A 22234-nucleotide genomic window follows, 5' to 3' on the forward strand; every position below is an offset into this window, starting at 1 on the left:
TGACATGACGACTACGAACACCTTCCCCGCCGCCATTCTCTTCGACCACGACGGAACCCTCGTCGATACTGAACCCGTATGGGCCGCCGCAAAGGTTGCTCTCACCGCAGAATTTGGCGGCACCTGGACTGAGCAGGACACCCTCGATTGCCTGGGCCTGTCCATGCAGTTCACCTTGGATCGCCTACGCGAGCGCGGCGTGAACCTGCCGGACGAGGAGATTAACGATCGACTGGTGGCGAAGGTGCGCGAGGCCCTGGCACAACAGCCGGTCGAGTTCCTGCCCGGCATTGAGCGCTTCCTCTCGGAGGTTCACGATGCGCAGATTCCGGCCGCCATCGTCACGAACGCCACCACCTCCGTGGCTCGCCGCACCGCGAACGCGGCACCCGAGGGCACATTCTCGGTGGTTATTGGCAACGATGAGACCACCAACCCCAAGCCGGACCCGCAGCCTTATCTTTTGGCGGCGGAGCGTCTGGGTGTTAATCCGACTCAGTGCGTGGCTCTTGAGGATTCCCCTTCGGGTGTGCGCAGTGCGACCGCGGCGGGTATGCGCGTCATTGTTGTGCCGGGCGAGCTGGAGGTTCCGGCGGAGCTGGGCACCGCGCGCCTCAAGCATGAGGAGCTGACCCTGCAGGCGGTTCGCGCGCTGGCGTAGCCGCGTAGTTTGCAGACTGAAAGCTCTACAGAAAACTGAATACACTTCACCGTAAAGGGTGGGATGCACAAGATGAGATATCGCGCATCCCACCCTTTGCGCATGCCTGGACGACGAGCGGGGGGTGAGCAGGGGCGTTTGGGCGGGGGCTTTTAAGTGCGGCGCGACACATAGATGACAATTTATTACGAATTACTCAAAATAACCTTGACAGCGGTTCCTTAAAATGATTTACTCATAATAACGATTCGGTGGGGCACACCAACCCCACCGAACCACAAGCATCACAGCATCATGAAGGAGACCATCATGGCATTCGCAAACTACACCGCACCCGGCCTGACCCTCGAAGAAGGCAAGGGCATTTCCGAGGTTCTCCAGGCACGTCTGCACGACCTGAACGACCTGCACCTGCTGCTGAAGCACGCTCACTGGAACGTGACCGGCCCCGGCTTCATCGCCGTTCACGAAATGATTGACCCCCAGGTCGACACCGTCCGCGAGTTCGTCGACGCCATCGCAGAGCGTATGGCAACCCTGGGTGCAACCCCCAACGGTCTGGCTGGCGCATTGGTCGCACAGCGCACCGTCGAGGACTACGCAGTTGGCCGCGCACCCGTCGCCGCTCACCTGCGCGCCCTGAACGACGTCTACACCCGCGTGATTGAGGCTCACCGCAAGGCGATTGAATTCGCTGGCGAGTCCGACCCCGTCACCGAGGACCTGCTGATCGGTCAGACCGCCGAGCTGGAGAAGTTCCAGTGGTTCATCCGCGCATTCCTGGAGAACGGCGAAGGCAACATCTAAGCCGCAACCATCTAAGTTGTAGCGTCTAAACTGCAGCCCACCCAGGCGGCACGTCATATAGGCGCAAGCTTTTAGAGCCGCGAAACCGGGCGGGTGCATCCTCCATAAGGAGGATGCACCCGCCCGGCTTTTTATACTCGAAGCTGCCCCGCCCCTTCCCTCCTACTTTCACTCTTCCCCGCCCTTGAGTCCTCGTCCGTGCGGTATCACAAAGTACGTTGAGGCGAACAATAACACCGGGTTAGGCCGTCCTAGATTTTCTGTTCGGAGTGCTCTACAGTGGTTCACTGATCAACTCAGAACACACAGATTGAACGCATGATTGCGCGCCCGGGAGATACCCGGCGCGGCCCGCATCCGGCGGAAAGAGAGATATGAGCACGCACGCCCCGAACGAGCACGGCGAAGACACGTACGGCGACCAAACCGAGAAGCTTCAAGCTGACGCGGCCGAGACTGAAAGGACCGCAGCTGAGGCGACCGAGCACAAGCCGACCCGCCACAGTGCGGTCACTTCCCCCTCCCCCGCGCAGATTAAGCGTTGGCGCCGCTACTTGGCTGATGAAGAGTCGGAGGCACGCATCTACCGCTACCTGGCTCGCCGCACCGAGGGTACCGACCGCGAGATCCTTTTGCAGGTTGCTGAGGCAGAGAAGCGTCACCAGCAGCATTGGCGTGACATGCTCGGCGAACACGCGAATGTGCACGTGCGCCCGTCCATGCAGTCTCTGGCGCTGCAGTTCTTGGCGAAGAACTTCGGTTCGGTGTTTATTCTGGCGATGGCTCAGCGCGCCGAGTCCCGTTCCCCCTACGCTGAGGATCCGGACGCTACCGAGGAAATGGCGGCTGACGAGGCAATTCACGAGGAAATTATCCGTGCCCTGGCGACCAGTGGCAGGGAGAAGCTTTCGGGTAATTTCCGTGCGGCGGTCTTTGGCGCTAACGACGGTTTGGTGTCAAACCTGGCGCTGACTATGGGTATTACCGCCTCGGGCGCATCCAGCTCGATGGTTCTGCTCTCAGGTATTGCGGGTCTGCTGGCGGGTGCGCTGTCGATGGCGGCGGGTGAGTTCGTGTCGGTGCGTTCTCAGCGTGAACTGCTGGATGCATCCCAGCCGACCCAGGTGACCCTGCGTGTTGCGCACGATTTGGATTTGGATTCGAACGAGCTGGAGCTGATTTACCGTGCCCGCGGTATGGAGCCGGACGCGGCGCATCACCGTGCGATGGAGCGTTTCGGCTACCTGGATTGTGACTGCGATCCGTCGCTGTCTCACCGCGAGGATGAGGATCGTGAGGAGAATGTGGCTTTGGGTACCGATATTGGTGCCGCCGCTGCGTCGTTCGCGTTCTTTGCTTCGGGTGCACTGGTTCCGATTCTGCCCTATATCTTTGGCTTGTCGGGTGTGTTCGCGATGGTGTTGTCCCTGCTGTTTGTGGCTGCGGCGCTGGGCTTCACCGGCGGCGTGGTGGGCCTGCTTTCGGGTGCTTCACCGCTCAGGCGCGGTGTTCGCCAGATTCTAATTGGCTTCGGCGCGGCGTTTGTGACCTACCTGCTGGGTCTGGCGTTCGGCACGACGGTCGGCTAATCAAGAACCCCATAAATAGGCTTTCAACAAGTGTATATAGCCGCTCTTGCATGTGCCGTAGCTTGAGCGCAAAGAAACCCCCGGCGGGTGATTTAAAATCACACGCCAAGGGTTTTCTATACGTCCGTCCCCTGCATGAGGGGTTGCCCTACTACGGGCTGAGCCCTATTACGGGCTGAGCCCTATTACGGGCTGAGCCCTATTACGGGTGAATCTCCGCGGTGGTGGCCTGACCGGAAACGCTCTCCGAGCCGGTCGCACCGTTGCCGGAGTAGGTCAGGTTTGCGACCTGCACGGTGGAGGTCTGCTTGTACGAAACCCAGCCGTTATCTGCCGGGAAGCGCAGCTGCGCCGGCATGAAGTTAGTCTGGCTGTAGTACTTGGTGCCGGACTGCTTCATGGTGTACGCCTTGCTGGTGGTGTAGACGATACGACCCTTGAAGGTGTAGGTGCCGTCAGAGTTTTTGGTGACGGTCGGTACTTCTGCGGTCCAGGTGCCGGCGGTCTGCGCGACGGACAGGTACTTTGCCTGGCCTGCGGAGGCTACCAGTTCGGTGGTCTTACCGGTCAGCTTGCGACCGGAGGGGGCCCATGCCTGGCCGTTGATCTTACCGAACTTAAGGAGCGACTGGGCGCTGGCGGAGACGGTGTACTCAACCTCGGTCACGAAGGTCGCGCCAGCTGCGAGGGTGACGCTGCTGCCGGAGATGTAGCCGGTGCCGGTTGCGGTGTCCTTGGTCGGTACGGACCACCAGAAGCCGCTGGAGGACATGTAGGCGCCGTTTGCGCCGGTCTGGGAGTTGGTGACGGGGGTGAACTTACCTTCGCCATTGACGTAGGTTGCGCTCTTGGGCTTGGAGGTTGCGTCGTCCCAGTTGATGTCGGAGTCGGGGGTGCCGGAGGCGGTGAAGTGCGCCTCGGGGGTTGCCGGGTTGATGGTGCCGGTGTTGTTGGAGGATGCGTAGCCGACGTAGCCGCCGTTGTTCTGCACGCTGACGTACACGCCGTACTGCACGCCGGGGGTTTCCTTGGATGCTGCGTAGGCGGGCACTGCTGCGGAGGCTGCGACGACGGGTGCGGACCAGACGCCTGCCTTGGCGACAGTGCGGCGAGAGATGGGCTGAGTCATGAGTGTGGTGATCTCCTGTGAGTGGTGGTGTTTCTTGAAACCTGGTTAGAGAATCATTCTGACTAGGCTCGATGTCCTCAAGTATACAAAGGTTATGGTCGTACTTACATCTTTTTGTGGCACTGTGTGCACAAGCTTACTTTCTAGTGCAATATTTGCGGGTGCCAGCGGGGGGCGTTAAAAGCACAGATGCCGGCAGTCTTTCGACTACCGGCATCTGCCGCAATACTATGCTGTTTACTTCACTGCGAAGATTTCGCGCATCAGGTTTGCAGCCTCGGAGGGGGTCTTACCGACCTTCACGCCTGCTGCTTCCAGAGCTTCCTTCTTCGCCTGAGCGGTACCGGAGGAACCGGAGACAATAGCGCCTGCGTGATTTATAACAAAACTATGGATACTAATTGGACCAAAAGTCACAACGACACTGTACCCTACCCCTAAAACAACAGAAAGACCAATAATCATTAGACAGATATTCTACATATAAAGAACCATCCTCTTCAGTTACAGGAATCTCGATAAATCCCATCCTCGCAATTACTTCCTTAGTCTCAGCATGAGGATGACGATATCCACCTCCAGGCTTAGAATGCACTATACATTCCACCCTAGGACGGGAAAAAATATCATAGAACTCATAATCAGAGTTATTCCTTGACCCGTGATGAGGAACCGTTATAACCCGTATACGATTTATTCTCATCTGCCCCAGATTAACTTTGATTTCATGAATATTTGCAGGATCCTTCAACAGAGCATCACCTGTGCCTAGCCAACCACCCATGTATTCAAAGTCATCACTCTTGGAATAATAACGAAAATCTTCTTCACGGCATGCATTTGTAATCCTATACCTATCTGCTACCTGCCGACCCTCGCTTACACGATTAATAAACCCCCAACCAGGCCCCAAAATATCCCTTGCAGGACCACTGTATAAAATTACTGAAGAGGCATTAAATATATCTTTAATACCAATTCTATTGTATTTTTTCTTCACCTTCTCACAGGTACTGCGATATATCTTCTTAAAAACAATTAATTTATTGTTTAAATCATGCATACCTATATTCTCAACATCTTTATTTAGAGCTTTATAAACTTCATCTCTGAAATTTTCAATATATTCATTTTTAACAGAATCATCCACTCCAGAAAACAATGGAAAATGACAGAATTCCCAAACCTGGAATGACTTTCCCCTCCCCTCTGACGTATTAGAATTTAGATCAAAGTACTCAATTGAAAATTCCTCAGTAGATTCAATGATTTCCACCCCTTCTAGAGAACCTAAAGTACCCAAATCATCACCCAGTGCACCGACTAGAGCACCCGCGAAAAAGTTTCCAGGGCTCCAGCTGTCTTGCAGCTCTGTTCCTTGAATGTTATACGGGTGACTTAAGGAAAATATAATTTTTTCAATTTTGCTCATATAAGGGATAACTATTTTTTTAATTTTAAATTTTTTAAGTAGCTCACCCACACCATTAAAGTGATCCTCATCAAAATGAGATATAACCAACAAATTAATTACACCATTTGTTCTTTGACGCAACTCCTTGACCCACCCAGAAAATTTATTTGCGCCAGGCTTATTTTTCATTTCTTTTTTATATGTACTTGACCCACAATCATACACACATACATATTCTTCCACATTTGCACGAATTATTTGGGCGCTAAAAGTACCTTGCCCAATCGGGTAATGATAACGTTCTACACTAATTTCCATTCCTGTACCCTTTATAACTAAAACTAATAGAGGATAAAACAACCCCGGCAAACAAACACTGAATGTTTATCTACCGGGGTCATTTATATAGCTAGGCTATAACTACTTCGCTGCGAAGATTTCGCGCATCAGGTTTGCAGCCTCGGAGGGGGTCTTACCGACCTTCACGCCTGCTGCTTCCAGAGCTTCCTTCTTCGCCTGAGCGGTACCGGAGGAACCGGAGACAATAGCGCCTGCGTGGCCCATGGTCTTACCCTCAGGAGCGGTGAAGCCCGCAATGTAACCAACGACGGGCTTGGTCACGTTAGCCTTGATGTACTCAGCGGCACGCTCCTCAGCGTCACCACCAATCTCACCAATCATGACGATTGCTTCGGTCTCGGGGTCAGCTTCGAAAGCTTCCAGAGCGTCGATGTGGGTGGTGCCGATGATGGGGTCGCCACCAATACCAATAGCGGTGGTGAAACCAATGTCGGACAGTTCGTACATCAGCTGGTAGGTCAGGGTACCGGACTTGGAAACCAGACCGATCTTGCCCTTGCCGGTGATGTTCGCCGGGATAATACCGACCAGGCACTCCTCGGGGGAGATGATGCCGGGGCAGTTGGGGCCGATGATGCGGGTGATCTGCTTGCCGTTCTCGTCCACGGATGCCTTAGCAGCTGCCCAGAACTCTGCGGAGTCCTGAACCGGAACGCCCTCGGTGATGACGACGACGAGGCCGATCTTAGCCTCGATAGCCTCGAGAACTGCTGCCTTGGTGAAGGCCGGGGGAACGAAGACGATGGAGACGTTCGCGCCGGTCTTCTCCATAGCCTCAGCTACGGAACCGAACACGTTCAGCTCGATGTCGGAGCCGTCCTTCGCCTTGTGGGTGACGGTGGTGCCAGCCTTGCGAGCGTTCACGCCGCCCACAATGTTGGTGCCTGCTGCGAGCATGCGTGCGGTGTGCTTGGTACCCTCGCCACCGGTGATGCCCTGAACGATGACCTTGGAGTCCTTGTTCACAAAGATAGACATATTACTTCCTTGAAATCCTTTGCTGGCGATTACGCCTTGTGAGCGAGCTCTGCTGCCTTGTCAGCGCCGGAGTCCATGGTCTCAGCCAGAACAACCAGCGGGTGGTTCGCCTCGGAGAGGATGCGGCGACCCTCAGCAACGTTGTTGCCGTCCAGGCGCACAACCAGGGGCTTGGTTGCTGCGTCGCCCAGAATCTCCAGAGCCTTCACAATGCCGTCTGCCACTGCGTCACATGCGGTGATGCCGCCGAAGACGTTCACGAAAACGCTCTTGACCTGCTCGTCGCCCAGAATGATTTCCAGGCCAGCAGCCATAACCTCAGCGGACGCGCCGCCACCAATATCAAGGAAGTTTGCGGGCTTGACGTTGCCGTGGTTCTCACCAGCGTATGCAACGACGTCCAGGGTGGACATAACCAGACCTGCACCGTTACCAACGATGCCGACCTCGCCGTCCAGCTTCACGTAGTTCAGGTCGAACTGCTTTGCCTTAGCTTCCAGCGGGTTCTCAGCGGACTTATCCACGAGAGCCTCGTGCTCGGGCTGGCGGAATTCTGCGTTGTCGTCCAGGGAGACCTTGCCGTCCAGGGCGAGGATGGTGCCCTCGGGGGTCAGAACGAGGGGGTTAACCTCAACCAGGGTTGCATCTTCCTTGGTGTAGACTTCGCCCAGCTTGACGAGAACGGGAACAACCTTCTCCTGCAGTTCTGCGGAGAAACCTGCTGCCTTAGCAATTTCCTCAGCCTTAGCCTGGTCCAGGCCGACCAGCGGGTCAACCTCGATCTTTGCCAGCGCCTCGGGGCGCTCAGCAGCGAGCTGCTCAATTTCCATACCGCCTTCTACCGAGCACATTGCCAGGTAGGAGCGGTTTGCGCGGTCCAGCAGGAGGGAGAAGTAGTATTCTTCGGCGATGTCTGCGCCGTCAGCGACCAGCACGCGGTGAACGGTGTGGCCCTTGATGTCCATGCCGAGAATTGCCTTAGCGTGCTCGTAAGCTTCTTCGGGGGACTTTGCGAGCTTAACGCCGCCAGCCTTACCGCGGCCGCCGGTCTTAACCTGAGCCTTAATGACGGTCAGGCCGCCAATTTCCTCAGCTGCTGCCTTTGCTTCTTCAGGGGTGGTCGCAACAATGCCCTTGAGCACGGGTACACCGTGCTTTGCGAAGAGCTCGCGCGCCTGGTATTCGAAAAGGTCCACAGGTGTCCTTCTTCTTCGAAGTGGTGCCGAGTACTGGTGCACTCGGCCTGGTCTCATTAGAGGAGGTTCCCCCGTGTGGTCAGTACGGTGCGATAGGGGTCTCTCGCACCCGGCGCACACGCATCATTGACGCGGGGAATTTCTCTCGTCTCTACTCTATCGGATTCGGCGTGAGCTCGCACTCACAGAGCCCCAAATCTGAGATTTTAGCGACTCAGCTCACACATATTTTGGGTACGTTTTACCTAAAGGTTGCGTACCGGGTAACTAACCCGAGCACGCGGCGCCCCATCCGCCGCGAAATACCGGCGAAAATGCGGCGTTTACCGCCGTGCTCTGCAAAGCCCCGGCCTCCTTCTCAGCAGGCGGACAACACGCCCGGCACAGCACACAAAAGAGGGGCGGGCACCCTCAGGTACCCGCCCCTCTAACAGCTCAAGCAGGTTCGCACGCCTGACGCGTTAGCTCACCTTCTCCAGCGGCGCGTAACGCAGCAGCAGACGCTTCTCCTCCGAGCCGAAACGCACCTTCGCCACGGTCTTATCGCCGCTACCCTCAACGGCGAGCACACGACCCTCACCGAACTTGGTGTGGCGCACGGTATCGCCAACCGCCAGGGTCGGGATTTCCTTGCTCTGGTGCACGCGGGAACGGTTCGTCACCTTCGAGGAGGCGGCAGCCGCCGCCAGCCCGTAGCTCGCCGAACCGTTAATATCCGCGGTGGACGGCTCAGAACGGCGGGCGGGGCGGGACTCGTAGGGGTCAGAGTAGGAGCCACGCGAGCTATAGCTGCCGGAGCGCGAACCGCCCGAGTAGCCACCGGAACCGTAGCCGGAACTGTATCCGGAGCGCGAACCACCCGAGTAGCCGCCACCGTAGGAACCGCGAGCGCCGTAGGCACCCATGCCGGAGGCACCAAATCCCGAGAAACCGGCGGTGCGCTTCCACTCGATGAGCTCCTCCGGAATCTCCTCCAGGAAGGGCGAGGGCGGGTTGAACTGGCTCTTACCCCACATCGTGCGAGTCTCGGAGCGGGTCAGGTACAGGCGTTCCATGGCGCGGGTCAGGCCCACGTACGCCAGGCGGCGCTCCTCGCTCATTTCCTTCTCGTCGGTCAGGGCGCGCTGGTGCGGGAACAGGCCGTGTTCCATGCCGGTCAGGAACACCACGGGGAACTCCAGGCCCTTGGCGGTGTGCAGGGTCATGAGGGTGACCATGCCCTGCGCCTTCGCCTCGGCGGCTTCGGCGGCAATCTGCGCGGCGGAGGCGTTCTCACCCTCCGCGCTGGCGGGGCGGTTCGGGATCGAATCAGCGTCAGCAACCAGAGCCACGTGCTCGAGGAACTGCTCCAGGTCGGCGCCGGGATTCTCGGTCTCGAACTCGACCATGGCGTCCAGCAGCTCGGAGAGGTTCTCCACGCGCGACTCGTCCTGAATGTCCTTGGAGGCGCGCAGAGCCGCCAGGTAGCCGGTCTGCTCGAGGACCGCCTCCAGGCAGGTTGCGGCGGGTTCGGTGCGGGCAATTTGCGCCAGGTCGTCCATGAGGCGCACGAACTCGGCGTACTTCTTGACCGCGGCGGCACCCAGACCTGGGATTTCGGCTGCCTGGCGGGCGGCGGCGTAGAAGGAGATGCGGTTCGCACTCGCGTACTCAGCCACCACGGACTCAGACTTGGCACCGATACCGCGCTTGGGCTCATTGAGGATACGGCGCACGTTCACGTCGTCATCCGGGTTGCTCAGGGCGCGCAGGTAGGCGAGCGCATCCTTGATTTCCTTACGCTCGTAGAAGCGGGTACCACCGACCACGCGATAGGGCAGGCCGGCACGCATGAGCATGTCCTCGAGGGTTCGGGACTGCGCGTTGGTGCGGTAGAAGATAGCAACGTCACCGGGCTGCACGCCGTGCTCATCCGCTAGGCGGTCAATTTCGCGGGTGATGTAGCGTGCCTCGGCGTGCTCAGATTCGGCGACGTAACCGATAATCTTCGCACCCGCGCCGGAGGCGGTCCACAGCTTCTTGGGGCGGCGGTCGGGGTTGCGTTCAATGACCGCGTTCGCCGCCGAGAGGATGTTCTGCGTGGAGCGGTAGTTCTGCTCGAGCAGAATCGTGTGGGCGTTCGGGTAGTCCTTCTCGAAGTCCGTGATATTGCGGATATCCGCGCCGCGGAAGGCGTAAATAGACTGGTCGGAGTCACCCACAACGGTCAGCTCGGCAGGGGGCACAGCGTCCGGGTAGGGGCCGCGGTCAGCCGGCGCCTTCGCGTGGGCGCCGACCAGTTCACGCACCAGCTGGTACTGGGCGTGGTTCGTGTCCTGGTACTCGTCCACGAGGATGTGGCGGAACTTGCGGCGGTAGTAGTTCGCGATTTCGGGGAACTTCTTCAGTAGGAAGACGGTGCGGCCAATCAGGTCGTCAAAGTCGAGGGAGTTGGCGGCGCGCAGACGCTGCGTGTAGACGGTGTAAATCTGCGAGACGGTCTTCTCGTACGGGTTATCGCTAGCCACGCGGGATGCGTACGCTTCGGCGCTGACCAGCTCGTTCTTCAGCGCGGAGATGCGGTTGCCCACGGCCTTGGCGGTGAACTTCTTGGTATCCAGGTTGAGCTCTTTGATGATGAGGCTCAGCAGGCGTTGCGAGTCGGTCGAATCGTAGATGGTGAAGGTGGACTTCAACCCGAGAGCGGCGGCCTCACGGCGCAGCACGCGCACGCAGAAGCTGTGGAAGGTCGAAATCCACATGTGCTTGGCGCGCGGACCGACCAGCGCCTCGATACGTTCACGCATCTCGGCGGCTGCCTTGTTGGTGAAGGTGATAGCGAGAATCTGGCCGGGGGTCGCGCGGTGGGTTGCGAGCAGGTAGGCGATGCGGTGGGTCAGCACGCGGGTCTTGCCGGAGCCAGCGCCGGCGACGATGAGCAGGGGCGAGCCGGAGTGCAGTACGGCTTCTTCCTGGCGTTCGTTGAGCCCTGTGGTGAGGGAGGCGGGGTCCACGGCGCTCAGGCTGTGGGTGCGTTCGTTGTAGGGGTCGGCGGGGTCGAAGTCCTCGCCGTAGCCGCCGACGCGGTAGGCGGGCGGCATGAAGTCACCGAGCGGGTCTGCGGCAGTGAAAGCTGCAGGCACACCGGGTTCAGGCGCGCTGGTAGCGGAGGCACTGTACGCGGGCATGCCGGTGGGCAGGGCGGCGGGCACGCCCTGTGCGGGCGCTTCCATCACCGGAGCGTCCATCACTGCGGCGTCCATGGGAGGGGCGTAGTAGTCGTCCTCGGCAGGGGGTACGTCGTAGTAGGGATCGAAGGGCGGCTCGTCAGCCGGTGCAAGGTCAGCCGGTGCGGGTGCTGCGGGGGTGACGAGTTCGGCAGCAAAGAGGCCGTCCTGTTCGGTGAAGGGCTGCTTCTGCTGTTCGGGCTTGTCGCTCATCGTCTACCTCGCTGCCTAGAATACACGTTCGATATTCCATGCTACCGCATTTACTCCGCGGCTCCCACCCGTTCGGTCACCCGGCCGCCCATCTCTCACAGGTAGCGGTGCCTCTGTATCCGAGGTTCCCCGTGCTAGGATGACCGCATGACTCAGACCGCAACCCCCACCCTGTCATGCGCCCTGTGGTGCAACGGCACCGCTGATGAAGCCGCGCAATTCTACACCGAGGTTTTCCGCAACGCCTCCATTACCGAGCAGGTTCCCGGGCTCACGGCGACTATCAGCATTCACGGTTTCAAGCTCACGCTCATCAACGGTGACGACCGGTACACCCCGAACCAGTCCATCAGCTGCATTCTGAACTTTGACCCGCTCCTGTTCGGTGGCGAGGAGCAAGCGCGCGCCTACCTTGATGAGCTCTATGAAAAGCTGAGCGATGGCGGTGTACTCATGGAGCTGGGCGAGTACCCTTTCTCTCCTCGCTACGCCTGGGTTCGTGACCGTTTTGGCATGACCTGGCAGCTGATGCTCACCAACCCCGAGGGTGACCCGCGCCCCTTCATCATCCCCTCGTTCATGTTTGGCGGTACGAATCACGGCAATGCAGAAGAAGCCACCAACAGTTGGCTTTCTATCTTTGACGATGCCCGCCGCGGAACCCTGTATCACTATCCAGAGGGCACCCCCTTCGAATCGGATGCAGTCATGTTCACTGACTTTAACCTGCAGGGCACATGGCTTGCGGCTGCTGATTCTGGCGCTTTCCACGATTTCACGTTCACACCGGGGGTTTCGGTCGTTGTTTCCTGCCGCGGCCAGGAGGAAATTGACCGTTACTGGGAACGGCTCTCCGCGGTGCCTGAGGCGGAGCGTTGCGGCTGGTGTGTAGATCGCTGGGGTATTTCTTGGCAGGTTGTCCCGCACAATATTGCTGAGCTGATGGCGGATAAGGCCACTCGTGAGAAGATCCTGCTGATGGGCAAGATTGACCTGTCTCAGCTATAACATGTTTTTGTAGGGGCTCGTTCCCCATAGAAACAGAGAAACCGCCCGCGCCTGCTAGTGCAAGCGACGGGCGGTTTTCTCGTACCGGCACACTACCGGTTCTGTGTGCCCCCGAGACGATTCGAACGTCCGACACCTTCTTTAGGAGAGAAGTGCTCTATCCCCTGAGCTACGAGGGCGTACCTATCCAGTATAAAGCACCCCGCACCGCCCGTTGGAACAGCGCGTCGGCACAGCCCACGACAAGCCGCCATCATCCGCGCTGTGTCTATGTTCCCGCCCGCGCCCTGCCCGTCCGGCGTCCCAACCCGTGTTCACCGTCTGTGTTCACCGCTCGAAGACACCCGCACCCGGCGACAGAACCGCTCCTACAATGTACGAATGAGCATCTACATTGACCCGCCCACCTGGCCCGCACACGGCACCGTCTTCTCACACCTTATCTCTGATGTGTCCCTGGCGGAACTGCACGGTTTCGCCGCGGCGGCGGGTATCAGTGAGCGTGCTTTCGACCGCGACCACTACGATGTGCCGGCGCACCTCTACGATGAGCTGGTGCAGGCGGGCGCAATTGAGCTCAGCGGCGCGCAGCTAACTCGCACGCTCATTGCGAGCGGTCTGCGGATTCCGTTGAAGGAGCGCCCCGAGAAGATCCGCCCGCGCCTGCTGCGCGCCTGGGAGGTGGCGTTCGCGCCTCGTCTCGAGGACGCGGAGGTGCCCTCCAAGCTGCGTGCTCAGGTAGCTGAGCTGGGTGAGAGCCTGCTGCAGGCGTGGGAGCAGCCGCACCGTGCCTACCACCACAGCGGGCACCTTTCGCAGATGCTCGCCGACCTGGACCGCCTGTACGCACACCGCGCGCAGGGTGCTACTCCCCTGGCGTCGGTTCTGGCGGCGTGGTTCCACGACGCAGTCTACGAGGGCGCGCCGGGTGAGGATGAGCGCCGCAGCGAACAACTGGCGGGCGCCTCCCTGGAGCCGCTGGTTGCCGCGGGTCTGCTGACCGACCACGAGCTGCAGATGGTGCGCTGTCTGGTGCGCTCCACGGCAACCCACGAACTTCCCGAGTCCGCCGAACTACCGGCGGTCTACGAGGTAACGGATATTGAGTTCTTCCTTGACGCCGACATGGCAATTCTTGCGGCTGATTCGGCGCGTTACCGCCGCTATCTGCGCGGGGTGCGTAGCGAGTACTCCCATTTTGACGATGAGGCGTTCCGTACCGGCCGCACGACCTTCCTGCGTTCCATCCTGGAGCGCGAGCGCATCTTCCTCTCGGAGCAGGCTCTGCCGCTCTGGGAGGAGCCCGCACGGACTAACCTGCGGTCTGAGTTGGCCGAGTGGGAGCAGGACCCTCAGAAGCTTCTGCAGGTTCTCGCGTCCTAGCCACATACACCTAAAACACATACCGCCGAGAATGCACCCGTACTAAGGTGCGCTCTCGGCGGTATTTTTGCGGAACTTCTTGGGTACGCAAAAGGCGCCTACCCCGTGCGGGGTGGGCGCCTTTTGTGAAGTATGTTGGGCTAGACCCAGCTCTTATGCGCTAAGGCTTAGAGAGCGGTGTAGTAGCCGTCAACGGACATCCAGGAGGTGGGGTGCACCATGGTACCGTTGGTGGGGTTCAGAGCGGAGATCATCTTGCCGTCGCCCAGGTAGATACCAACGTGGCTGTAGCCGTTCTGGAAGACGATGTCGCCGGGCTGGGGGTTAGCGGTCGGGCGCAGCTCGTTCTTCATTGCGTAGGTGAAAGCGGTCAGCTTGATGCCGTGCTGAGCGAAAACCCAAGAGGTGAAGCCGGAGCAGTCCCATGCACCGAAGGTCTTGCCGCCCCAAACGTATGCGCCACCCAGGCCGCTCATTGCGGTTGCAACGATTGCGTCGCGGGATGCGTTACCGGTGGAAGCGGAGGAAGCTGCGGGAGCAGCGGGTGCCTGAGTTGCTACGGGAGCAACGTAAGCCTGCTGTGCCTCAGCCTGGGGTGCTACGTAGGAGGTCTCAACTGCGGGTGCAGCGGGTGCCTCGGTTGCTGCGGGAGCAACGTAGGTCTGCTGTGCCTGAGCCTGGGGTGCAACGTAGGTGGTTGCGGGGGTGTTGTAGCTGGTGTAGTCGAACTCGTAGTTGGTGTAGTCGTAGGACAGATCAGCAGCAGCGGGGATCTGTGCAAATGCGTTCGCGGGAACGGTCGAGCCGAGCAGGATTGCGCCTGCTGCGAGGGTTGCACCTGCGGTACGTACGATCTTGTTAGCCATTGGTAATTCCTCCATTGCCTGACGAGGTGAGCTGTCGGGCTCGAGCATGGATTCGCTCGGCCACCGAAGTGACTTAGCCCCGAGGCTTCTCGGTTGAGAAGCCGTATCCCAGCTTGGGGATTGGGTCCCCCGCTTCTGCCATATTGGGTAGACGTTCATCGAAGCGTTGGCAGAACTCAGCGGAACCGCTTCGACGGTGCCCTCTTACGATTAGGATTTGGGCACAGAAAAGAGAATACACAGAAAACTCCCAGTTGTCACCTCTTTCAGCCTTAAATTTTGGACTTTCACCCCCGGCGGAACAGAGCGGATTGGACTGACTAGACACCCGTTTATTTGTGGGAGCTTAAGCGACTTAAGGCGCTTGACTAGGCATTTCACAAGGATGCACATTCGCTTTTAAGGCACCACCACCCCTTAAGGACAGGGTTCAAAACTCTTAAAAATGAGCCTCGTCTCTTAAGCGTCCACTCTCAGAGATTACTCAAATACCGGCGCTTCCCTCAGTTTCAACCTCAGATTTAAGCGAAAAACACGAAAAATGCACTGAAGCGCAGTTGATAAAACTTTGAGAGAGGAGTATATGCGCCCGCGCACGCGACCAAACTCTGAAACGCCCCGCCCGCTAGGCACCTCAACCCGAATCCCAGCGTAAGACCATATAAACCGCCGCAGACACAAAAACGGTGGCACCGCCTCCACCAAGGGAGGCGATACCACCGTTTAAAGCGTGAACTGGGTTAGCGGACTCTCAGAACTAGAGCTTAGAGGTTGCCGCCGCGCTTGACCACAATCGCGTTTGCCACGTCCATGTCCAGGGAGAGAGTGTCCTCTTCACCATCGGCGTGAACAATCACATCATCGTTCTGACCAGCAACCACGGACACCGAAGCGCCGTAGACAATGCCTGCGTCAGCCAGCAGCTTCAGCAGCTCAACATCAGTCTGAATGGACTCGGGGAAGCGAGAAATGGTGAAGCGGTCCTCGGGACCGGAGTCGCGCGCAGCCAGGGACATGGGCACGGTGCGCTCGTCGTTCTTCTCGCTGGTGTGACCCAGATCTTCCAGGCCGGGGATTGCGTTGCCGTACGGGGAGAACTTGGGGTCCTTGAGCATCTCCAGGATGCGCTTCTCCACCTTGTCACTCATGACGTGCTCCCAGCGGCATGCCTCTTCGTGCACGTACTCGAGTTCCAGACCAATAATGTCGGAGAGCAGGCGCTCAGCCAGGCGGTGCTTACGCATCACCTCGACCGCCTTGTGGCGGCCTTCCTCGGTCAGTTCGAGGTGGCGGTCCGGCTCAACGGTGAGCAGGCCGTGCTTCTCCATGCGTGCCACGGTCTGGGAGACGGTCGGGCCGGAGTGCTCGAGTCGTTCAGCGATGCGCGCACGCATGGGGACGATACCCTCTTCCTCCAGTTCGAGGATGGTGCGCAAATACATCTCTGTGGTATCGATGAGGTCTGTCATGTATCTCTCCCAGCTTTCACCGCAACAGTACTTAGATAGCACTGCCTAAGTCGTTACTTAATTCAATAATCTATTATGTACTTTTTTAGCGGCTTTTGCCACGGCTTAAGTCATTGAGTCGCCCAATGAAAACTCATTGGACGACTCAATAACACCTTATATATACGCTTTTGCTAGCCTACCCCTTATTAAGAGGAGTGGCACGTAGGCTTACTCTGCGGACTCAGCCTCAGCAGTTTCTTCTACAGCGGATTCGTTCTCTGCAGATTCGTTCTCAGCGGACTCGACAGACTCAGCAGATTCCTCTGCCTCAGTATCCTCAGCAAAGTCTGCGTTTTCCTCCACGGCGTTCTCCTGCAGGTCCTCGGGGCGAACACGGTCAGCCCACGGCACCCAATCCGGCGCAATCAATGCATCGTCACCGGGTAGCAGACCGACCTCGCAAATCGTTGCCACGCGGGAGCGAGGCGCACGCGAGAGGGTCGCAAACCAGAACCAGCCGCGGTAACCAGGCAGGGTGCACTCGAAGAGGTGAGTGCTCAGGCGCTCCTCCTCGGCGCGTACGTGGTGTACCAGTCCGATAGCGTGCGCCGGGGCGATCTCCTGAACGCCCTGCAGCGCCACGTCCTTGGCGGCGGCAAGAATCTCATCCACCTTGGAGGTGCGGCGCAGCTTGTGCGGAACACCCAGGGAGGGGGCGCCCACCTCTTCATCCAGCGGGGTGAAAGGGTCGGGGGTGGAGTCTTCGGTCTTCTCCGCGTTCTCTGCCGGCGCTTCCTCAGCGGCTGCTTCTTCAGCGGCCGCAGGTTCCTCGGCGTTCACGGAGGGCTGAGTCTCAGCAGGTACAGCGCTACCCTCGTTAGTGCTCTCAGGCGCGGCAGAAGGCGCAACGGACTCTGCGGGCGCGTCAGTAGCGGGCGTAGTTTCGGGGAGCAGTTCAATAACCTGTTCAGACATACCCCTATTAAAGCATCTCGCGTGCACAAACAGTGCGGTCGCTCCCCTAAGCTTCACATACGCTGTGAATTTGGGTCTCAAACCGCTAAATCTGGGGCTTCGCCCACGAACAGCTGTGTGTGAGCTGATACCGTTAAATTCATGAGTAATGAACCCGTACAGGACATGCGCAGCACCGCAGACCAGGCGCCCGCGCCCCTTCCCTACGCTGGAGCCATCCGCTGGCTCGGCGCAGGCGGTGCGCTTCTCGCCCTGATTTGCCTGCTCACCGGAGTCGCCATGCTCGTGATGAAGTGGGTTGGGGCAGCGCCGCCCGCCCTCATGAGCCAGATTCCGCTGGTCCTCCTCCCCGTTGCCTTTATTGCCCTCATGGCCGCACTTATTCTGTCGGTCATGCGCCGCAACAAGGCATAAAAATTTGAGCCGCAAGCTCACACACACATCATTCACTTATCAAGTACAGCCTGCCATTCAGAGAGAAAGATAGAGTATGTCTGCTGAAGCAAAACTCCTAGTCGTCGATGACGAGTTCAACATTCTTGAACTGCTCGCCACCTCCCTGCGTTTCGCCGGTTTTGAAGTAGTCACCGCCGGCAACGGCCGCGAAGCCCTCGAAAAGGCACACGCCGAAAACCCCGACCTCATCGTCTTGGACGTCATGATGCCCGGCATGGACGGCTTCGAGGTAACCCGCCGCCTGCGCGAAAACGGCACCACCACCCCCGTGCTCTTCCTGACCGCGAAGGACGCCACCGAGGACAAGGTCACCGGTCTGGGCGCTGGCGGCGACGACTACGTCACCAAGCCCTTCTCCCTCGACGAGGTTATTGCCCGCATCCGCGCCATTCTGCGCCGTAGCCGTAGCGTCCAGGAAGAGGACGACGCCGTACTGCGCGTTGACGCCCTCACCCTGAACGTGGACACCCACGAGGTGTTCCTCGGTGACGAAGAGATTGACCTCTCCCCCACCGAGTTCAACCTGCTGCACTACCTGATGCTCAACGCCAACCGCGTGCTGTCCAAGGCACAGATCCTCGACCATGTGTGGGAGTACGACTTCAACGGCGACTCCTCCATCGTCGAGTCCTACATTTCGTACCTGCGCCGCAAGATTGACAACAACCGCGAAAACCACGAGCCGCTCATCCACACCAAGCGCGGTGTGGGCTACATGATTCGCGGTTCTCGAGGCTAACGTGGCGCTCAAACCCCTCGACCGGATCCCTCAGTCTCTCTCCCTTCGCACCCAGCTAGTGCTCATCACCTCCATGCTCATCGCCCTCTCCATCGCGGTGACGAGCCTGGTGGCAATTTCCGCTCTGCGCGCCCAGATGGTGCACCAGCTGGACGAAGAGATGAAGAACAGCGCCCCCTCGCTCGTGCAGTTGGCGACCGTGCGCCCCTCCGGCAATCAGGAGCAATCCCTGAGCACCTACCGCCTGTACCTGCTCGATAAGGACGGCAACGTACTGTACTCGCTCAAGTCCGAGGACAGTGAACAGTTCAGCGAGCCGGCGCTGCAGGGCTGGACCGAAGAGAAGGTTCGCAAGCAAAACGAGGAGGCGGTCACCGTCAATTCGGTGGGTAGTTCCTCCGATTGGCGTGTGCTCGCCGTACCCATCGAGTCGAATGATTCCTCCGGGCTGACGGAGGCGGCATCCCTGATTATTGCCATGCCGTTGAAGCAGACCAACCAGGTGGTTGCCCTCGTGGGCGTGCTGACCTTCGCGTTTGGTTTGGCGACTCTTGCCTCCGCCATCGCGATGACCTGGGTGATTGTGACCCGCACTTTCGAACCGCTCGCACGTGTGGAGCAGACCGCCGCCAAGATTGCCGCCGGCGACCTCTCACAGCGTATTGAGGACTACAACCCCAGCAACGAGATCGGTAACCTCGCGGTCTCGCTGAACACGATGCTCGCCCAAATTGAAGTGCTCTTCAAAGCCCGCGAGAAGAGCGAGGCGAAAATGCGCCGCTTCGTGGGTGACGCTTCGCATGAGTTGCGTACCCCACTGGTCAGTATTCGAGGCTACTCGGAGCTGTACCGTCAGGGCGCGTTACCGACCGATGAGGCTGTCGCTACCGCAATGAGCCGCATCGAATCAGAGTCCAAGCGTATGGGTCAGCTCGTGGAAGACCTGCTGACCCTGGCGCGTATTGATGAGCGCCGCGAATCCAAGCTGGCGCCCTTCGACCTGTTCAACCTGGCTGTGGACGCTAGTAACGACGCCTACGCTACGGCACCCGATCGTGCGGTGTCCCTGGTGGGTCTGAATGAAGAGGTGGCGCCGACCTCCGCAACCGTGCTCGGCGACGAATCACGCCTGCGTCAGGTCGTGGCGAACCTGCTGACCAACGCCATGCGTTACACCCCCGACGGCTCTCCCCTGGAGATTGCGGTGGGCGTGCGCGAAGAGGTTCCCGGCTTCCCGCTCTCCGTGCTGGAGGTGCGCGACCACGGCCCCGGCATTCACGGCGAGGACCGCGAGCGCGTGTTCGAGCGCTTCTACCGCACCGACACCTCGCGTTCGCGTGAGACCGGCGGTACGGGTCTGGGTCTGTCCATTGTGGCTGCGATTATTGAGCAGCACGAGGGGAGGATCCACATTGAAGAGACCGACGGTGGCGGCGCTACCTTCGTGATTTCTTTGCCGTTCTACCCGCCGCCCGTCTCGGACGATCAGCTGATGAAGTAGCACTGATGCATAAACCCCCGGATTGTGGAACTTGAGTGTTCTACGGTTCGGGGGTTTTGCTGTGCGCGTCATGGCGGCGTCATTTTCAGGCTGGTTTTCGATTTTTTCGAGATGGTGGAGCCAACCTGGCGGTTTTATCCACAGATTTATCAATTCATCATTTTTTAGCTTATTTGATGCATTTTGAAAGATATAGTGATAACAAGCTTCCGGTCAGGAACTCAACCCTTCCCGAGATCCAAACCCCAAGCGCCACCCGGGGCAACCGCCCCACCTCACCTAATCTCAAAGGAGAAAAACCATGGCACAGTTCAATGTCGATTCCGAAGTCATCGCAGCCAAGAGCGCACAGGCACGATCCTACGTCGCATCCATCACCGCAGACGTCAACGGTATGACCGCCTCCCTGCACGACCTGCAGAGCTCCTGGACCGGCTCCGCATCCGCGAACTTCCAGGGCGTGCTGGACCAGTGGCACGCAACCCAGCGCCAGGTCGAAGCATCCATCACCCAGATCAACGAGGCGCTCACCCGCGCTGGTGTGAACTACGCAGACACCGAGCAGGCTAACGCCTCCATGTTCGTCGGCTAAGGAGTCAGGGCAGCAAGCCCAGAACCCCACCCGCAGGCAGGCGGCAGACCGGGCGGTAAAGGTCCCGGCCGCACGGCATACCGCCTGCCAGGCTCGCCAGAAGGCGGCGAACATCTATTGAGAAAAACCCCGCCGCATCCTTGAATTTCAAGGATGCGGCGGGGTTTATTGCATGAGAATTTTGAGAGCTCGGAAGCCCGTGAATCAGGCGATTGAACCTTATACTGCGGGGGTCTCCTGGCGGAAACGCAGACGCCACAGGCCGCGCTCAGCGTCGTAATGCCAGATGCTCGAACGGCTCACGCGACCGCGTGCGGTGGCAACCGCCGCCATGACCAGCACGCTGGAGGAATCCAGCACCTGCACGCCCTGCTTGAGCGGGGCGCCCTGCTGCGTGAAGGCGCGTTCGCGGTACTGCAGTACCGAGGAGCGCGACACCGACTTGCCGGTGGCGGTCACCCACACCAGACGCTCGTGCAGCATGGATTCCAGCTGCGCCGCTTCCATGACGGAGCCGCGGCTCTCCAGCAGCTGCTCAGCGGAGGCGGCTTCCTCGGGGTTCAGGGAAGGTGCGGCAGGCGCGGGTGCCACCGGTGCAGGTTCAGCGGGCTGGGTAGGCGTAGCAGTCTGAACAGGTGCAACAGGCTGAGCGGGCGCTTCCTCCACGGGTGCTACAGCGGGTTCTGTCACCTGCTCTTCTGCGTGTTCTTCCGTCTCACCCAGCAGTTCCGCCGGGTCAACATCGTTCGGGTCCAGACCCGCGAACTCTTCCAGACCGATCAGGTCATCCTCTTCTTCCGCCTGTGCGGCGCTGGATGCCTGCTGAGCGGTCTCCTGCTGGCGTGCCAGCGCCTTTGCATCACGCTCGGCGGCGCGCTCCGCCGCGAGCGCCAGCTGCTCCTTGCGGGTGCGAACCGCCTCCGGGTCGGGGGCGTTCACCGCGGAGGCGGGGCGCAGCAGACCGGCCAGGCGCAGGCTCTCCACGCCGCGCTGGGCGTTCTCAATCTCGGCGGCGGTAAATTCCTGCACGGGCAGGTGGGTATCCGCGGAAGACTCAGAGAGTGCCGGTTCAGCCGCGGGAGCGTTCACAATCGGCGCCTCAACAACCGGAGCCGCCGCAGGCTCAGCGACAGGTTCAGCAGAGACACCGAAGCCGGGACCGTGCGCGGGCTCGCGACCCTCCTGGTAGGCGCGCGCAGCACCATTCGCCAGGGAGTCCGCCTTCTCGTTGAGCTCGTGACCCGCGTGGCCCTTGACCCAAATAAACTCGTAGTCGCGGCCGGTCAGCGCCTTATCTAGCGCCTCCAGCAGGTCGCGGTTGAGCACGGGCTTGCCGTCGGACTTCTTCCAGCCCTTCTTCTTCCAGCCGGGCATCCACTTGGTCAGCGAGTTAATGACGTACTGGCTATCGCAGTACACGCGCAGCTTCGCCTCCGGGCGCGATGCGGTCGCCTCGAACAGATCCAGGACAGCCTTGAGCTCACCCATGTTGTTAGTGCCGTGCGCCCAGCCCCCGCTCGCCCAGTGGTCGTCGTCGATATACCATGCCCAGCCCGCCGGTCCGGGGTTGCCCAGCGCCGAGCCGTCTGCGGCGGCAATAATCTCTTGCGTGCTGTTCACGGTACCTTCTTTCTGCGCCGCCCCTCTAGCGGGCGGCAGTCCGTAATGATGTCTGTGATGACTTTACCGCACCGGCGGCGAGGGTGCGTA

General features: G+C 59.5%; 18 protein-coding genes, 1 tRNA gene, 1 pseudogene and 1 riboswitch. Of the genes and pseudogenes, 9 read left to right on the top strand and 11 right to left on the bottom strand.

Features of this window, described 5'->3' with window-relative positions; all coding sequences use genetic code 11:
- Positions 1–4 precede the first annotated feature (4 nt).
- The 3 genes from QZ822_RS08100 (at position 5) to QZ822_RS08110 (ending at position 3057) form a co-directional block, all read left to right on the top strand.
- Positions 5–661 (top strand): HAD family phosphatase, encoded by a 657-nt coding sequence (locus QZ822_RS08100; RefSeq protein WP_294643862.1) that lies wholly within the window; start codon positions 5–7, stop codon positions 659–661.
- Between the two features lie 309 nt (positions 662–970).
- A complete protein-coding gene (locus QZ822_RS08105) occupies positions 971–1468 on the top strand; it encodes a Dps family protein (protein ID WP_049346089.1) in 498 nt (165 codons plus the stop codon).
- 374 nt (positions 1469–1842) lie between these two features.
- Complete coding sequence (locus QZ822_RS08110; RefSeq protein ID WP_294643864.1) at positions 1843–3057, top strand: VIT1/CCC1 family protein; 1215 nt, start codon at positions 1843–1845, stop codon at positions 3055–3057.
- A 202-nt stretch (positions 3058–3259) separates the two neighbouring features.
- Here the strand turns inward: QZ822_RS08110 and QZ822_RS08115 are convergent, their stop codons facing one another.
- From QZ822_RS08115 to QZ822_RS08140, 6 genes and pseudogenes are all read right to left on the bottom strand, one after another.
- A complete protein-coding gene (locus QZ822_RS08115) occupies positions 3260–4186 on the bottom strand; it encodes an amino acid oxidase (protein WP_294643866.1) in 927 nt (308 codons plus the stop codon).
- A gap of 237 nt (positions 4187–4423) precedes the next feature.
- Positions 4424–4561 (bottom strand): annotated as a pseudogene (locus tag QZ822_RS08120) (succinate--CoA ligase subunit alpha); the annotation flags it as partial.
- A 22-nt stretch (positions 4562–4583) separates the two neighbouring features.
- A complete protein-coding gene (locus tag QZ822_RS08125) occupies positions 4584–5918 on the bottom strand; it encodes an MBL fold metallo-hydrolase (RefSeq protein ID WP_294643868.1) in 1335 nt (444 codons plus the stop codon).
- A gap of 102 nt (positions 5919–6020) precedes the next feature.
- Positions 6021–6938: a succinate--CoA ligase subunit alpha gene (gene sucD, locus QZ822_RS08130; protein ID WP_005504562.1), complete on the bottom strand. Its 918-nt coding sequence runs from the start codon at positions 6936–6938 to the stop codon at positions 6021–6023.
- 29 nt (positions 6939–6967) lie between these two features.
- Positions 6968–8134 (bottom strand): ADP-forming succinate--CoA ligase subunit beta, encoded by a 1167-nt coding sequence (gene sucC, locus QZ822_RS08135; protein ID WP_005504561.1) that lies wholly within the window; start codon positions 8132–8134, stop codon positions 6968–6970.
- 461 nt (positions 8135–8595) lie between these two features.
- A complete protein-coding gene (locus QZ822_RS08140; RefSeq protein ID WP_294643871.1) occupies positions 8596–11553 on the bottom strand; it encodes a UvrD-helicase domain-containing protein in 2958 nt (985 codons plus the stop codon).
- Between the two features lie 147 nt (positions 11554–11700).
- Here QZ822_RS08140 and QZ822_RS08145 point away from each other — a divergent pair, with 147 nt between their 5' ends.
- Complete coding sequence (locus QZ822_RS08145; protein WP_294643873.1) at positions 11701–12561, top strand: VOC family protein; 861 nt, start codon at positions 11701–11703, stop codon at positions 12559–12561.
- A 106-nt stretch (positions 12562–12667) separates the two neighbouring features.
- Here the strand turns inward: QZ822_RS08145 and QZ822_RS08150 are convergent.
- Positions 12668–12740, bottom strand: a tRNA-Arg gene (locus QZ822_RS08150).
- Positions 12741–12942: 202 nt separating this feature from the next.
- Between QZ822_RS08150 and QZ822_RS08155 the strand changes: the two genes are divergently transcribed.
- Positions 12943–13944: a DUF4031 domain-containing protein gene (locus QZ822_RS08155; RefSeq protein ID WP_294643875.1), complete on the top strand. Its 1002-nt coding sequence runs from the start codon at positions 12943–12945 to the stop codon at positions 13942–13944.
- Positions 13945–14111: 167 nt separating this feature from the next.
- Here the strand turns inward: QZ822_RS08155 and QZ822_RS08160 are convergent, their stop codons facing one another.
- The 3 genes from QZ822_RS08160 to QZ822_RS08170 all read right to left on the bottom strand — a co-directional run bounded on the left by QZ822_RS08160 (position 14112) and on the right by QZ822_RS08170 (position 17236).
- Positions 14112–14810 carry a C40 family peptidase gene (locus tag QZ822_RS08160; protein ID WP_049326985.1) on the bottom strand — a complete coding sequence of 233 codons (699 nt, stop codon included), beginning with the start codon at positions 14808–14810 and terminating at the stop codon, positions 14112–14114.
- Positions 14811–14970, bottom strand: a riboswitch (cyclic di-AMP (ydaO/yuaA leader).
- A gap of 604 nt (positions 14971–15574) precedes the next feature.
- Entirely contained in the window at positions 15575–16279 is a 705-nt protein-coding gene (locus tag QZ822_RS08165) for a metal-dependent transcriptional regulator (protein WP_005504532.1), read from the bottom strand.
- Positions 16280–16489: 210 nt separating this feature from the next.
- Positions 16490–17236, bottom strand: a complete 747-nt coding sequence (locus QZ822_RS08170; RefSeq protein WP_294643879.1) for a DUF3027 domain-containing protein — start codon at positions 17234–17236, stop codon at positions 16490–16492.
- Between the two features lie 141 nt (positions 17237–17377).
- Here QZ822_RS08170 and QZ822_RS08175 point away from each other — a divergent pair, with 141 nt between their 5' ends.
- The 4 genes from QZ822_RS08175 to QZ822_RS08190 all read left to right on the top strand — a co-directional run bounded on the left by QZ822_RS08175 (position 17378) and on the right by QZ822_RS08190 (position 20524).
- The gene (locus QZ822_RS08175; protein ID WP_102033530.1) at positions 17378–17650 is read left to right on the top strand and encodes a hypothetical protein; all 273 of its coding nucleotides are present in this window, start codon (positions 17378–17380) and stop codon (positions 17648–17650) included.
- A 76-nt stretch (positions 17651–17726) separates the two neighbouring features.
- Positions 17727–18431 carry a response regulator transcription factor gene (locus QZ822_RS08180; protein WP_005504528.1) on the top strand — a complete coding sequence of 235 codons (705 nt, stop codon included), beginning with the start codon at positions 17727–17729 and terminating at the stop codon, positions 18429–18431.
- A 1-nt stretch (position 18432) separates the two neighbouring features.
- The gene (locus QZ822_RS08185; RefSeq protein WP_294458811.1) at positions 18433–19932 is read left to right on the top strand and encodes a sensor histidine kinase; all 1500 of its coding nucleotides are present in this window, start codon (positions 18433–18435) and stop codon (positions 19930–19932) included.
- A 301-nt stretch (positions 19933–20233) separates the two neighbouring features.
- Positions 20234–20524, top strand: a complete 291-nt coding sequence (locus tag QZ822_RS08190) for a WXG100 family type VII secretion target (protein WP_005504526.1) — start codon at positions 20234–20236, stop codon at positions 20522–20524.
- A 219-nt stretch (positions 20525–20743) separates the two neighbouring features.
- On the opposite strand, the gene QZ822_RS08195 is transcribed toward QZ822_RS08190, so the two are convergent.
- Complete coding sequence (locus tag QZ822_RS08195) at positions 20744–22144, bottom strand: RNase H family protein (RefSeq protein ID WP_294643881.1); 1401 nt, start codon at positions 22142–22144, stop codon at positions 20744–20746.
- Between the last annotated feature and the right edge of the window lie 90 nt (positions 22145–22234).

Source organism: uncultured Rothia sp. (assembly GCF_916715725.1).
Taxonomy (GTDB): Bacteria; Actinomycetota; Actinomycetes; order Actinomycetales; family Micrococcaceae; genus Rothia.

Coding starts and splice junctions, on each gene's coding strand:
- QZ822_RS08170 (WP_294643879.1), bottom strand. CDS start 17,236: ATGTCTGAACAGGTTATTGAACTGCTCCCCGAAACTACGCCCGCTACT.
- QZ822_RS08180 (WP_005504528.1), top strand. CDS start 17,727: ATGTCTGCTGAAGCAAAACTCCTAGTCGTCGATGACGAGTTCAACATT.
- QZ822_RS08165 (WP_005504532.1), bottom strand. CDS start 16,279: ATGACAGACCTCATCGATACCACAGAGATGTATTTGCGCACCATCCTC.
- QZ822_RS08105 (WP_049346089.1), top strand. CDS start 971: ATGGCATTCGCAAACTACACCGCACCCGGCCTGACCCTCGAAGAAGGC.
- QZ822_RS08155 (WP_294643875.1), top strand. CDS start 12,943: ATGAGCATCTACATTGACCCGCCCACCTGGCCCGCACACGGCACCGTC.
- QZ822_RS08140 (WP_294643871.1), bottom strand. CDS start 11,553: ATGAGCGACAAGCCCGAACAGCAGAAGCAGCCCTTCACCGAACAGGAC.
- QZ822_RS08100 (WP_294643862.1), top strand. CDS start 5: ATGACGACTACGAACACCTTCCCCGCCGCCATTCTCTTCGACCACGAC.
- QZ822_RS08190 (WP_005504526.1), top strand. CDS start 20,234: ATGGCACAGTTCAATGTCGATTCCGAAGTCATCGCAGCCAAGAGCGCA.
- QZ822_RS08125 (WP_294643868.1), bottom strand. CDS start 5,918: ATGGAAATTAGTGTAGAACGTTATCATTACCCGATTGGGCAAGGTACT.
- QZ822_RS08160 (WP_049326985.1), bottom strand. CDS start 14,810: ATGGCTAACAAGATCGTACGTACCGCAGGTGCAACCCTCGCAGCAGGC.
- QZ822_RS08110 (WP_294643864.1), top strand. CDS start 1,843: ATGAGCACGCACGCCCCGAACGAGCACGGCGAAGACACGTACGGCGAC.
- QZ822_RS08175 (WP_102033530.1), top strand. CDS start 17,378: ATGAGTAATGAACCCGTACAGGACATGCGCAGCACCGCAGACCAGGCG.
- QZ822_RS08115 (WP_294643866.1), bottom strand. CDS start 4,186: ATGACTCAGCCCATCTCTCGCCGCACTGTCGCCAAGGCAGGCGTCTGG.
- sucD (WP_005504562.1), bottom strand. CDS start 6,938: ATGTCTATCTTTGTGAACAAGGACTCCAAGGTCATCGTTCAGGGCATC.
- QZ822_RS08145 (WP_294643873.1), top strand. CDS start 11,701: ATGACTCAGACCGCAACCCCCACCCTGTCATGCGCCCTGTGGTGCAAC.